The 12,918-nt window shown below is 66.4% G+C and carries 12 protein-coding genes; 6 read left to right on the top strand and 6 right to left on the bottom strand.

The window, feature by feature from the left end; translation table 11 throughout:
- Nucleotides 1-95: 95 nt before the first annotated feature.
- Together L0U82_RS26065 and L0U82_RS26060 are read left to right on the top strand one after the other, a co-directional pair.
- Nucleotides 96-635 carry a nitrogen fixation protein NifQ gene (locus L0U82_RS26065; protein WP_442793697.1) on the top strand — a complete coding sequence of 180 codons (540 nt, stop codon included), beginning with the start codon at nt 96-98 and terminating at the stop codon, nt 633-635.
- 51 nt (nt 636-686) lie between these two features.
- The gene (locus L0U82_RS26060; protein WP_233835687.1) at nt 687-1,094 is read left to right on the top strand and encodes a winged helix-turn-helix domain-containing protein; all 408 of its coding nucleotides are present in this window, start codon (nt 687-689) and stop codon (nt 1,092-1,094) included.
- A gap of 54 nt (nt 1,095-1,148) precedes the next feature.
- Here L0U82_RS26060 and L0U82_RS26055 read toward each other — a convergent pair whose 3' ends face one another.
- From L0U82_RS26055 to L0U82_RS26045, 3 genes are all read right to left on the bottom strand, one after another.
- Complete coding sequence (locus L0U82_RS26055) at nt 1,149-2,492, bottom strand: DUF2325 domain-containing protein (RefSeq protein ID WP_233835686.1); 1,344 nt, start codon at nt 2,490-2,492, stop codon at nt 1,149-1,151.
- Between the two features lie 129 nt (nt 2,493-2,621).
- Nucleotides 2,622-3,245: a hypothetical protein gene (locus L0U82_RS26050; protein ID WP_233835685.1), complete on the bottom strand. Its 624-nt coding sequence runs from the start codon at nt 3,243-3,245 to the stop codon at nt 2,622-2,624.
- A gap of 155 nt (nt 3,246-3,400) precedes the next feature.
- Complete coding sequence (locus L0U82_RS26045) at nt 3,401-4,288, bottom strand: LysR family transcriptional regulator (RefSeq protein ID WP_233835684.1); 888 nt, start codon at nt 4,286-4,288, stop codon at nt 3,401-3,403.
- Nucleotides 4,289-4,422: 134 nt separating this feature from the next.
- Here L0U82_RS26045 and L0U82_RS26040 point away from each other — a divergent pair, with 134 nt between their 5' ends.
- Both L0U82_RS26040 and L0U82_RS26035 read left to right on the top strand, forming a co-directional pair.
- A complete protein-coding gene (locus tag L0U82_RS26040; protein ID WP_233835682.1) occupies nt 4,423-6,000 on the top strand; it encodes an MFS transporter in 1,578 nt (525 codons plus the stop codon).
- 173 nt (nt 6,001-6,173) lie between these two features.
- Nucleotides 6,174-6,650 (top strand): nuclear transport factor 2 family protein, encoded by a 477-nt coding sequence (locus L0U82_RS26035; protein ID WP_233835680.1) that lies wholly within the window; start codon nt 6,174-6,176, stop codon nt 6,648-6,650.
- Between the two features lie 25 nt (nt 6,651-6,675).
- On the opposite strand, the gene L0U82_RS26030 is transcribed toward L0U82_RS26035, so the two are convergent.
- The 3 genes from L0U82_RS26030 to L0U82_RS26020 form a co-directional block, all read right to left on the bottom strand.
- Nucleotides 6,676-7,110, bottom strand: a complete 435-nt coding sequence (locus L0U82_RS26030) for a GNAT family N-acetyltransferase (RefSeq protein WP_233835678.1) — start codon at nt 7,108-7,110, stop codon at nt 6,676-6,678.
- A 29-nt stretch (nt 7,111-7,139) separates the two neighbouring features.
- A complete protein-coding gene (locus L0U82_RS26025; protein ID WP_233835676.1) occupies nt 7,140-8,573 on the bottom strand; it encodes an MFS transporter in 1,434 nt (477 codons plus the stop codon).
- Nucleotides 8,574-8,940: 367 nt separating this feature from the next.
- Entirely contained in the window at nt 8,941-9,825 is an 885-nt protein-coding gene (locus L0U82_RS26020; protein ID WP_233835674.1) for an isocitrate lyase/PEP mutase family protein, read from the bottom strand.
- Between the two features lie 262 nt (nt 9,826-10,087).
- On the opposite strand from L0U82_RS26020, the gene prpR reads away from it, so the two are divergent.
- On the top strand, nt 10,088-12,106 hold the full coding sequence (gene prpR / locus L0U82_RS26015) for a propionate catabolism operon regulatory protein PrpR (protein WP_233835672.1): 2,019 nt from the start codon (nt 10,088-10,090) through the stop codon (nt 12,104-12,106).
- A gap of 160 nt (nt 12,107-12,266) precedes the next feature.
- Nucleotides 12,267-12,830, top strand: a complete 564-nt coding sequence (ahpC, locus tag L0U82_RS26010; protein ID WP_233835671.1) for an alkyl hydroperoxide reductase subunit C — start codon at nt 12,267-12,269, stop codon at nt 12,828-12,830.
- The last annotated feature ends 88 nt before the right edge of the window (nt 12,831-12,918 follow it).

Here is a 12,918-nt window from a genome sequence, read left to right as displayed (position 1 = left end):
TGCGTGCTGGAACGGGTGCCGACGCGAGTGCCACCGCCGCCGCGAGCGGCGTTCAACCGTTGCAGTTGCCGTCCGAGCCGCGCGTCGCCGCGTGCATGCGCGAGTGGCTCGGCCACGCCGCGAATCCGGCCAGCGCGGATAGCTGGCTGTTCGCCAAACTGATCGCCGCGCGCGATGCCGTTGGCGAACTCGCGCTGTTGGGGCTGCAAGCGCCGCAATGGCGGCGGCTGGTCGAACGGCATTTCAGTCGCACGAGCGTCGCCGCGGTGCCGTTGCCGTTATCGGTGGTGTCCAGCGAGCATGCGGAATTCGTTCGCGGGCTCCACGCGCTGCTCGTTGCCCATGCCGACCCGCATGTCGATGCCGCCGACGCGCACGATCTCGCCACGATCATCGCGCATGCGTGCCTGCGCCCGGATCATCTGTGGCGCGACTTGGGTCTTGCGGGCCGCGACGAAGTCACGTGGATGTTGACGCGCTATTTCCCGGCGCTGATCGCACGCAATGTCGATAACCTGCGCTGGAAGAAATTTCTCGCCGCGCAATACGCGCTGTCGTTAGGTTTGCAACCCGGTCCGGCACCCGGCTGCCCCGGCTGCGAAGACTACGGGTACTGTTTCCCGCAAGCCCGCTGAGCAGTGCTCGCACGGGTAGCGGCGCGAAACCGTTCGTGTATGCTTGCGCGCATGGCTGACACCGCAAAAACCGCTAAACCGCACGCCGAGCCGGCGCCCGAATCCACCAGCACGCGCCCCGAAGTGCGCTTCAGAATGCGCATCCGCCATGGCGAGGCGGTCGCGCTTGGGCCGGGCAAGGTCGATCTGCTGGAGGCGGTGCGCGACTACGGTTCGATCTCGGCGGCGGCGCGCAGTCTCGACATGTCGTACCGGCGCGCGTGGCTGCTGATCGACGAACTGAACCGCTCGTTGAAGTCGCCAGCGACGCGCTCGGAGCAGGGCGGTCAGAGCGGCGGCGGCTGCACGCTGACGCCGGTCGGCGAAACCATCATCCGGCTGTATCGCGACGTCGAGGAACAAGCGCAACGGAGCTGCGCGGCGCAGATCGCCGAGCTGGTGAACCTGATCCGTTCGTAGGCGGGCGGCAGCTCGTGCTGCCGGTTGTGACGCAAATCGCGCAACCAGCCGCGCTCAGCCGTGCCGCAGACAGAATGCGGGCGGCGGCGGATTGCGAAGCTGCGCGACATGCTCGGGATGCAGCCGCGCGATCAATTCGACGAAGCTCGCGACACTGGCGGTACGCAGCGGGTGATAGTCGATCGAGTGACGCTCGCAAATCCGCTTGAGCGTATTCATTGAATCGTGGTCCACGCAGTCCACCGGAAACACGACGATATCCGCACCGGGCAGCGCGGCCGCCAGCAGTCCCTTGCGATCCTCGACACCGCCGTCATGCACGACCAGTTCACCGCCCGCGGCTTCGACGAGCCGCTTGAGCGCGGCGTTCGAGCCGGGCCGGCCGCCAACGTAGACGATCCGTTTGCCGTGCACGCCATCGAGGCTCGCGCGCCGGGCCTCTGAGCCGTGCGACGCGCTCGCGGCATCGACGGTCGCGCGTTCCAGCGCATCGCATTCGCTCTGCACGAGCTTCAGCAACGCCAGCGCCTGGTCGTGGCTGCGGCGCAGCGCCAACGCGGCTTCCTGTTCCTGCTGCATGCGCTGTTCGGCTGCCTCGCGGCGGCTCGTGTGCAGCGCGACGCGTTGATCGGCGTCGGCGAGCCGTTCGCGCAGATGCTCCAGTTCGGCTTGGAGACCGGCCGCATCGGCGGGCAACTGACGTGCCTGAAGCTGGGCGAGCTGTTCGTCGAAGGCCGCGGCCGACGCATCGCGCTCGATGCTGAGTTCCTGCAAGCGGCTTTGCTGCCGCTCGATTTTTTCCTTCAGCGCGGCGTTTTCCTCCTCCAGCGCGACGAGCCGCCGGATATCGGCCCGATTGGCCGCGCCGACCAGATGCGACAGCATGTGCAGATCGCCGAACGCCTTCTGGCGCACCGGCATCGTCGCGAACGGGTGCGTCATCAGCGCCCAGTACGCGGGCGGGATGTCGCCGCTTTTCAGCGCTTCGTCCCACAGCTTCAGCAGCTCGGCATCGTCGGCGGCCTTGTCGAAGCGGCGGATCGCACCCGAGTAACGTTCGTCGAGCAGCTTGTGCAGCGCCTTCGCCGCCGCGCCACCTTCGATCGCCAGTTCCACCGCCGAGTGATGAATCTCGAGATCGCTCGCGTCACGGCGATCGAGGTCCGTGAATTTCGGCACCAGCTTGCGCAATTCATGCGTGCTCAGGCATGTGCCGATGATCGAGCAATGCAGATGGTGGTCGAGTTCGGACAGACGCGCGCGCCGTTTGGCGCGCGGCAGGCTGAGCTTGACGGGCGAGCAGCACGCGTCGACCGCCCGGATGCCGGTGCTTGCGAACTCGTCGCCGGATAGTTTCAGACGCGAAGGCTGGGCAAGAGGGAACGGAGGCGTATACATGAAGGTCTTGGGTCCGGTTCGTGTCAGTCGTGGCGAATGCTTGCGTGAGGCGTGTCGATCACGCGACTATCGGCTGCGGCGTATTCGGCGAGATACAGCGTCGGGCAAAAAAAAGCGCTCATCGGTCTGTCAGTCGGCAGGGTGCGCGAGCGCGGGTTCGGCATGCGCGGGCAGCGGCTCGGCACGCACCGTGGTGGTCCTCGTCGCGCGTGGGCGGCGTGCAACGGGCGCGATCCCTGTGCTGGCGCCGGTGTTGGCCCTCGGCGCCGAGGTCGTTTCGCCAACCGGCCACGCATGCTGTTCCAGCACATGTCCGACGCACAGCCCGACCATCGTGGCGTCGAGCCGTTCGAGTTCCGCGACGACCCGGCGTAACGCGGGCGGATCGTTGCTGAACGCGTCGGAGAAGATCATGTCGCGCAGCGGCTGCGCGCGGCGTGCTTCTTCGATCGTCGTTTTCAGTTCGCGCAGACGGGCGAACGAGGCCGTGCGCGCGTGCTCGGCAAGGATCGACAGCAACTGGTCCAGCGAATGTGAACCCGCGGTGCCGATCGGTTTGAAGCTCGACTGGTCGCCGCCCAGCATCGTGACGAAGCGCTGCACGCTGCCGTATAGCCGCCGATAGGCGTCGACGACGTCGCGGATCGATTCGGCCCGGCCGCGCTCGGAGGCCGACCTGACCGCGACGATGGCCGACGAAATCTCGCTCGCCGCGCGCTGGCCGGCTGCTGACGGGTTGGATCGACTGCGCACCGCTAATGGCTCCTGCTGGTTCATTTCACTACGTCGTGTGAGCGGCAAAGCCACCGTAATATCCGAGAGGATATAACGAAAGGCCCAATGCGTGTTGATCCGGAACCTGACGATCGTGCGTTTTGGGGGCGCCGGCTAGCGCGGCGCCGACGGAGTCAGCCTTGGCCTTTAGTGGCGCGCGCGACGCGCAGAAATGCCTTCACGGCCGGCGCGCGCTCGTACTGACGGAACGCGAGCGCGATTTCAGACGGGATCGGTTGACCGGTCACGTCGCGGTACACGACACCCGGCAGCGCGATGCAACCGGCGAGCGTATGAGGCACGACCGCCACATTGCCGCCGAGCGACACACACGCGAGCACCGCCGCGAGCGTGCCGGGGCGCGGTCCGAGCCGCGGCGAGAAACGCCCGCGTCGCGCCAGTTCGAACGTGCCCGATTCCTGTTCGGGCAGCACGAAACACTGATCGCGCAGCTGCGCGGGCCGCACGTTTTCGCAAGCCGCGAGCGGCGACGCGGCCGGCAGCGCGAGCACGAAGCGGTCGCGGTGCACGGTCGCGGCCTGAATGCCGCTCGCGAGCGGCATCGGCGGACGAATGTAGGCGGCGTCGAGCTGACCATCGGCGAGCATCGCGGCGACCGCGTCCATCGGCACTTCGCGGATCGATACGTCGACGCCCGGATGCGTGTCGCGAAAGCCGCCGACCGCCGTCTGCAACACGCCGGCATACACCGCCGACGCGACATAGCCGATCTCGATGTGCCCCAGTTCGCCGCGTTCGGCGAGTGTCGCGTGTTGTTCGGCGCGCGCGAGATGATCGAGCGCGACGAGGGCTTCGCTCAGATACGCGCTGCCCGCCGCGCTCAGCGCGACCGAGCGTTTCGTGCGGTAAAAGAGCCGCACGCCGAGCAGCCGTTCGGCCTCCTGGATCAGCCGCGTCAGCGACGGCGCGGCGATGCCCAGTTCATCGGCCGCGTGCGCGAAGTGTAACTGCTGCGCGACGCAGACGAAGGCGCGGATATGGCGCAATTCAAGTTGCCGCATGATTTTCCAGTATTGCTTCAATCGCTAATTATTCTGTGATTCTATGTGAATGACAGACAATACAGGGATCGCTACGATGGCGTCACTCCCCGATCCGCCTTGTCCCGTCTGCCTTCTCATAGCGATCCCTGCGTATGTCATCCCCCGTTAGCCATCGCGCGCGAGCCGCGCAAACCGCCCGAGCACGACCTGCGTTCGTGCTGGCCATCGCGTCGGCCACCTGTGCGCTGATCGTGCTCGATACCAATGTCGTCGCCGTCTCGCTGCCGTCGATCGCGCGCTCGTTTCAGGCGAGTTTCGCCGAGGTCGAATGGGTGGTCAGCGCGTATATGGTCGCGTTCGCGTCGTGCCTGCTGCCGGCTGGCGCGCTGGCCGACCGCGTCGGCCGCAAGCGCATGCTGCTCGCCGGGCTCGCGGTGTTCTTTCTCGCGTCACTCGGTTGCGGTGTCGCGCCGACGGCGCTGGCGTTGAACGTCGCGCGCGCGGTCAAGGGCGTCGGCGCCGCGATGCTGCTGACCGCCGCGCTCGCGGTGATCGCGAACACCTTTCACGACGGCCCGGCGCGCGTGCGCGCGTGGGCCGTGTGGGGCACCTGCATGGGTGTCGCGACGACCATCGCGCCGCTGGTGGGCGGTGTGATCACGCAATGGCTCGGCTGGCGCTGGATCTTTCTGCTCAATCTGCCGGTGTGCGCGGTGCTCGGCTGGTGCGCGTCGCGCGAGTTCGTCGAGTCGCGCAATCCGGCGCCCGGTCCGCTCGATGCGGCCGGCAGCCTGCTGTTCGGGCTCGCGCTCGCATCGGGCATCTGGGCGTTGATCGAGGTGCCGTCGAATGGTCTCGTCAGTTGGGCAACCGGCGCGCGGCTCGCGACATGCGTGCTGTTGAGCGGTGTGTTCGTTGGACTGCAACGGCGCCGCGCGCATGCGATGGTCGATCTCGCGTTGTTCCGCCAGCCGCGTTTCGTCGCCGCGGTGCTTGCGATGTTCGGCTACGCCGCGTGCGCGCAAGTGATGATGACGTTCCTGCCGCTGTATCTGCAGAACGCCTTCGGCCTGCCGGCCGTGGCCGCCGGGCTCGGCATGCTGCCGTTCGCGCTCGCGATGGTGGTGGGGCCGTATATCGGCGCGGCGCTCGGCAGGCGGATCCCGCCGATGATTCTGCTCAGCATCGGCCTGCTGCTGATCGCGCTCGGCAATCTGCTGACCGCGCTTGTCGCCAGCGGCGAGCGTTACGCATGGGTCGCGTGCGGGATGATCGTGACAGGGCTCGGCGCGGGCGTGCTGAACGGCGACACGCAGAAGGCGATCATGGCGTGCGTGCCGCCGGAGCGGACCGGCATGGCATCGGGCATCAGCACGACGACGCGTTTCACCGCGATCGTCACGTCGGTCGGCGTGCTCGGCGCCGTACTCGCCGCGCGCACGCAGACCGCGTTTCTGACCGGCACGCCGCTGACACTGCCGGTGCGGGCCGCGCTCGATGCGGGTTTCCTGTCGCGCGTGATGGCGGGTGATGCCGCGCAGGCCACCGAGCACCTGGCGCCGGCGCTGCGGGTCATGCTGACGACGGCCGCCCGTGCGAGTTTCGCCGACGGCTTCGCCGCGGCGTTGGGCGTGGCGGCGATCGTGGCCGCGTTGGTGGCAGCGGGCGTGTGGCTGCTCGCGGGCCGGGAAGAGGTTGCGCGGGTGAGGGGCGTGGTGTCGGAAGGGTAACTAACGACAAGGGGCATTGCGGCGAACTCAACCGCGAAGCCGCTTCGCAATCCTTCGCTCCCCCATCGACGCCGTTTTCCGATATCGTGTGCGCGATGCCCGCCGCGGACCCCGCGCGGGCGGTTTCCCGGAGCGCGACGGATCGCGCTCCCGCCACGCACGACACGACATCAATGAGCCATCCCAACATCGAGCTGATCGAACGTTTCTACACCGCCTTCCAGCAACGCGACGCCGAAACCATGGTCGCCTGCTATGCCAACGACGTCGTCTTCAGCGATCCGGCCTTCGGCGAACTCGTCGGCGAGGAAGTCCACGACATGTGGCGCATGCTCGTCAAACATGCGCAGGACTTCTCGCTGACCTTCAGCGATATCGAGGCGGACGATCACGACGGCCGCGCGCAATGGGTGGCCAGCTATCGCTTCAGTCAGACGGGCCGCGACGTGGTCAACCGGATCGACGCGCGTTTCGTGTTCCGCGACGGGCTGATCGTCGAGCACCGCGACAGTTTCGATCTATGGCTATGGATGCGTCAGGCAATGGGCCTTCGTGGCACGCTGCTCGGCTGGTCGCCGTTCGTGCGGCGTCTGCTCAGGCAGCAGGCGCGCCGGGGGCTGCTGATGTATCGCGGGCAATTAGGGCGTTAAACATCGACGCAACCCGCAACGGCCATCAGGCCGTTTTATAAACATCCGGCCGATGCAGCTCCATATATCGCTCCGGATTCGCTAGCGCCGTGAACCCATGCGGCGCGTACACATGATGCGCATCCGTCGTGACCAGCACGATCCTGCGCAGACTCGCGAGCGCAGGGCTCGCGAAAATGTGCTTCATCAACGCGGACGCATAGCCGTTGCCGCGATACGCCGGCAGCACGAAAACATCGCATAGGTACGCGAAGGTGGCTTCATCGGTGATGACGCGCGCGAACGCGATCTGCCGGCCATCGACATAACCGCCGAAGCACAGCGAGCCGGCGACGGCCCGCTCGAAGGTGTCGCGCGGCATACCCTGTGCCCACGCCGTTTCCTGCGACAGGAATGCGTAGACCATGTCGAGGTCGAGATCGTCGTGACGGTTCGAAATCGTCAGTTCGCCTGTTTGCATCGCGGGTCTCCCAGTCAGCTTTTCGCCGCTCAGCTTTTCGCCGTATTCTCGCCGCGCGTGCCGCCGCCGACGCTCTGTCCGGCATTGCGCGCGAGCCCCCGGTAGCCGATCACCGACACCAGCGTCAGCACGCCGGCGAACAGGAACGCGAGGCGGAAGTCGTCGAGCGTGAACACGTGGCCGGTCATCTCGCCGTTCAGATGCGCGGCGACGCGCAGCGACACCGCGCCGAACGCGATGCCGAGGCCGACCGTCATCTGCGCGGCCGCGCTCCACAGCGTGCTGGCCGCGCTCATCTGCGGCTGCGCGATATCGGCGTAGGCGAGCGTGGCGAGCGTCGAAAACTGCATCGAGCGCGCGACGCCGTACACGAACACGACGATCAGCACGAAGACGAGCGGCACGTCGGGCGTCAGCAGTCCGCACGCGATCGTGAAGACGCCGGCGATCGTCACATCGACGATCGACACCATGCGAAAGCCGTAGCGCTTCAGGATCGGCGTGGTCAGCGCCTTCATGCCGAGATTGCCCACCGCGCTCGCGAGCAGCAGCAGACCCGAACGAAATGCCGACAGCCCGAAACCGAGCTGGAACAGCAGCGGCATCAGATAAGGCACCGCGCCGATGCCGATGCGCGTGAACGACCCGGTGACGACCGTCACCGAGAACGTCGGCACCTTCAGTGTGGAAACATCGATCAGCGGATACGGATGGCGCTTCGCATGGAAAAACGCGATCACGCCGACGACCATACCGCCGAGCACGACGGCGCCCGCGACCCACGGGTCCGTAGCCGGCTGGCTCGCGAGTTCGGCGCCGTACAGCAGCCCGGTCAGCGAGATCGCGCTCAGCAGCAGGCCGACGCCGTCGAGCGGCTTGCGCTCGGTGCCGCGCAGGTTCGGCACGATCGCCATTGCGACGGCGATCGCCGCGATGCCGAACGGTACGTTGAGCAGGAAGATCCAGCGCCACGACGCATAGGTCGTGATGAAGCCGCCGATCGGCGGGCCGACCACCGGCGCCGCGACCGCCGGCCAGGTGATCGTCGAGATCGCCTGCATCATGCGGCTTTTCTCGGTGCTGCGGACCACGATCAGGCGCCCGACCGGCACCATCATCGCGCCGCCGATGCCTTGCAGCAGCCGCGCCGCGATGAACTCGGGCACCGTCTGCGACATGCCGCACAGCACCGATGCCACCGTGAACACGCTGATCGCGCTGACGAATACGGTGCGGCTGCCGCAGCGGTCGGCGACCCAGCCGCTCGCCGGGATGAAGATCGCGAGCGCCAGCATATAGGCGGTCATGCCGAGGCTCAGGCTGTTCGGGCCGACGCCGAACGAGCGCGCCATCTGCGGCAGCGCGGTGGCGATCACCGTGGTGTCGAGGTACTCCATGAAGAAGGTGGCCGCGACGATATAAGGCAGCCAGCCGACGCGCGCGCTGCGGGTGGCGCCGCTCATCGCGTGGGCTCCGCCGCGGTGCGCGTGTGCGTGCGCGTGATAAGACTGTGGGCGGGTCGGCGCGGTACGCGCGAGGAGGGGGACGTCATGGTGCGTGCGACTGCCTTTTTTTGATTGTGTGTGGCCGGGGCCCGCTCGGGCGGGACATCGGGCGGATCCGGAGCCTGGAATGACCGTGAATGGCCGTGACTCGCCGCAAGCCGCGATGCTGGCTCGCGACACCGTCGGCGTGTCTGATTTCCAGCCCCGAATCGTAACGCAATCAATCGCGCCGCACCTTCGTGCGTGGCGCGCGTCGTGCCGGCCACGCGCGCCTGAGTCAGTGTTCGACCCGATGCCCAACCGGGTGTCGAACCGCGTGCGCGGGTCAGTCCTTCGCCGCGTACTCCTTGTCCAGCCGGTCGTACAGCGGCTTGTTGACGATCCGCTGGCGCTCGCTGAACGGCGCGACGATCGTCGGGTCCTCGTCGAGGCGTCCGTTGCTTTTCAGCGTGCCGAGCGCGCGCTGCATGCCGAGCACCGCGCCCTGCAGCGCCGCGTTCGCGTACAGCACGATGCCGTAGCCGAGCTTCGCGAGCGCATCGCGCGACTGCACCGGCGTCTTGCCGCCGATCACGATATTGATCAACTGCGGCGTGTCGAACAGCGATGGCAGACGCTCGATATCGGCAAGCGACTCGGTCGCTTCGATAAACAGAATGTCGGCGCCCGCCTCGATGAAGCGATGACCGCGCTCGATCGCGTCCTCGATGCCGTGCACGGCCGCCGCGTCGGTGCGCGCCATGATCTGCAGGTTCGCGTCTTCGCGCGCATCGACGGCCGCGCGGATCTTGCCGACCATCTCACTGGCGGTGACCACCTCCTTACCGGAAAAATGGCCGCATTTCTTCGGCATCACCTGGTCTTCGAACTGGATCACGTCCGCGCCGCTGCGCTCGAGCACGCGCACGGTCTGGCGCACGTTCAGCGCGTTGCCGAAGCCGGTGTCGGCATCGACGATCAGCGGCAGCGCGACCGCATCGCGAATCCGCGCGCAGTGTTCGGCGACCTCGGCGAGACCGATGAAGCCGAGATCGGGCAGCCCGAGCGACATATTGGTGACGCCCGCACCGGTGATATAGCAGGCCTCGAAACCGGCCTCCTCGATCACGCGCGCGCTCATCGCATTGAACGCGCCGGGCACGAGCAGGCCCTGACGCTGGTTGACCTTGGCGCGGAACGCGGCGCGACGGGTGGCGGAAGTGGTGGTCATGGTGCGGATCTCCAGAAGAGGAATCGGTAGTGAAGCGCGGGCTTCATTGTGCAGGAAGCGTGCCACGGCCGGCGATGCGCCGCGGGCCTGGCGCTAGTCCTTTTCCGTCAAAGGGTTGCGACGGACAGGCCGGGTGCGGCGTTGGTGGCAGAATACCGCGGAGTGTTCCATGAAACGTTTCGTGGAACGTTTCAGAATCGACCATTGAAACCCTCGAAGCTGCGCTTTCTTTAAGTCCAGGCTTCGACGCAGGAGAGCCGCCATGTCCACGCTCACGTCCTTCGCTGCCAATCCAGCCGCCGGCCTGCCGGGCGTCGCATTCGTCAGTATCAGCCGGCTGCAGTCGCTTTGCGAGACCGTCGCGCCGCGCTATGCGGCGCGCGCAAGATGTTTCCCGGTCCGCGAGGGCTATGGGGCGGCCGTTGCCGCGCTGCAGGCCTATGTGGAGGCCGGTTCCATCGACGTCGTGCTGGCCGCCGGATCGAACGGCGCGTATCTGCAGGCGCATCTGAACGTGCCGGTCGTGATGGTCAAGGTGAACGGCTTCGACGTGTTGAACGCGATCACGCACGCGACGGCCACATGGCCGGGCGCCCGGATCGGCCTCGTGCTGCACGAAGCTGTCTCGCACGAACTCGACGAGCTAGGCCCATGGATCAACGTCGATCTGATCCAGCGCGCGTACCGCTCGATCGACGACGTGCGGCGTGTCGTCAATCAGCTCGTCGAGGCGGGCTGCGGCGTGATCATCGGGCCGGGCATGGCTTGCGATCTGGCGCAGCAGGCCGGCATGGAGAGCGTGTTTCTGTATTCGCTCGGCGCGGTCGAAGAGGCGTTCGAGCGTTCGGTCGAACTCGCTCGGGTGAGCCGTCAGCAGGAATCGCGGCGGATGCGGCTGAATACGATCGTCGCGCATCTGCGCGACGGCGTCGCCGCGTTCGACGATGCCGGTCAGCTCGAAGCCGTCAATCCGGCGATGCTCAATCTGCTGGGCCTCGCCGACGAGCCGCAGCCCGGCCGGGCGCGGCTGCAGGTGACGCGCGCGCTCGCGCCGCTGCTGCGCGAAATGCGCACCGCGGAGCAGCCCGTCGACGAGCGCATCGAGCAGATCGGCGGCCGCGCGCTGATCGTCAACTGCGTGCCGATCGTCGAGCAGGGCGGTCGCGCCGGCTTCGTCGTGACCGCGCAGGATGCGCTCGTCGCGCAGCGGATCGACCGGTCGCTGCGCACCAGTCAGCGGCCGAGGCATCTGGTCGCGCGTCATCGGCTCGACGATCTGATCGGCGAATCGGCCGCGCTCACGCAAGTGCGCCGGCTCGCGCGCGCCGGCGCGGCGCACGACGCGACCGTGCTGCTGAGCGGCGAAAGCGGCACCGGCAAGGAACTGGTCGCGCAGGGCATCCATAACGCGAGCCGGCGGCGCGGCAATCCGTTCGTCGCGTTCAACTGCGCGGCGCTGCCCGAGGGGCTGATCGAAAGCGAGCTGTTCGGCCACGAGGAGGGCGCGTTTACCGGCGCGCGGCGCGGCGGCAAGCCAGGGCTGTTTGAAATCGCGCATACCGGCACGATCTTTCTGGACGAAATCGGTGAAATGCCGGCCGCGCTGCAGAGCCGGCTGCTGCGCGTGCTGCAGGAACGCGAGGTGATGAAGCTCGGCGCGGGCCGCGCGATACCAGTCGACGTGCGCGTGATCGCGGCGACGCATCGCGACTTGCAGGCGCTCGTCGAGCAGGGCGCGTTTCGCGCGGACCTGTACTTCCGCCTGAATCTGCTTCAGATAAAATTGCCGCCGCTGCGGGAGCGGCGTGCCGATATCGCGCCGCTTGCGCGTCATTTGCTGGCCCGCGCGGCGCTGCAGTACGGGTTGTCGGACGCGGCGCTCGAACAGGTGCTGGTGCTGCTTGGACCGCTTTTCGCGGCTTACGCGTGGCCAGGCAATGTTCGAGAACTGGAAAATCTGCTGGCGCGCGCGGCGATTTATGTCGGCGATCTGAGCGCCCATTCGGCAGACGATTTGGCGGGGAACTCGCCCGCCGATGCGTTGCCCGACTGGAAAGCGGTGTTTCCGGAGTTCGGCCGGATTGGCCCGGCGGCGCTCGATGCGGCCAATAACGTGCCGGGAAGTGCAGAGGCGAGCACGGCAACGAGCACACCGGCCCGTGCGACGCCCACCCGCGCGGATGCATTGCGCGCCCTCGAACGCTCGGGCGGCAATCGCGCCGCCGCGAGCCGCGCGCTCGGAATCGGCCGAACTACGTTGTGGCGTCTGCTGAAAACCTGACACATCCGGATCACGGGCCCGCCGGACAATCCAATAGCCAGTGGAGGAAAAATAAATAGCGTAAGGCTATCAATATAATTAAAACAATCCGCTTTACCTATTAAGCGTAGTCTGACATACTGACTCCACTTTCCAACCACCCTGAAAGAGGACTCAGCAAATGCCGATCATCAACAGTCAAGTCAAACCGTTCAAAGCACAGGCTTATCACAACGGCGATTTCCAGACCGTTACTGAAGAAGACCTGAAGGGCAAGTGGTCGGTTTTCGTGTTCTATCCGGCCGACTTCACGTTCGTGTGCCCGACCGAACTGGGCGACCTGGCAGATCGCTACGAAGATTTCAAGAAGCTCGGCGTTGAAATCTACAGCGTTTCGACCGATACGCACTTCACGCACAAGGCATGGCACGACACGTCGGACACGATCCAGAAGATCAAGTACCCGATGCTGGCTGACCCGACGCTCGCCATCTCGCGCAACTTCGACGTGTTGATCGAAGAAGAAGGTCTGGCGCTGCGCGGCACGTTCGTGATCAACCCGGAAGGCGAGATCAAGCTGTGCGAAGTGCACGACAACGGCATCGGCCGTGACGCGGGCGAACTGCTGCGCAAGGTGCAAGCTGCTCAGTACATCGCGGCTCACCCGGGTGAAGTGTGCCCCGCCAAGTGGACCCCGGGCGCTGAAACGCTGACCCCGTCGCTCGACCTGATCGGCAAGATCTAAGGTCTTCGGCAGCCGTTCTGGCTGCTGGATTCAAAGTCTGAATCGACCGGGAACGCCCCGGTGCATTACGACGCGAGGCGCCTGATAC

Origin of the sequence: Paraburkholderia sp. ZP32-5, from assembly GCF_021390495.1 — a bacterium.
Classification (GTDB): domain Bacteria; phylum Pseudomonadota; class Gammaproteobacteria; order Burkholderiales; family Burkholderiaceae; genus Paraburkholderia.
Note: the sequence above shows the minus strand (reverse complement) of the source record. Positions and strands in the feature narration are given on the sequence as shown.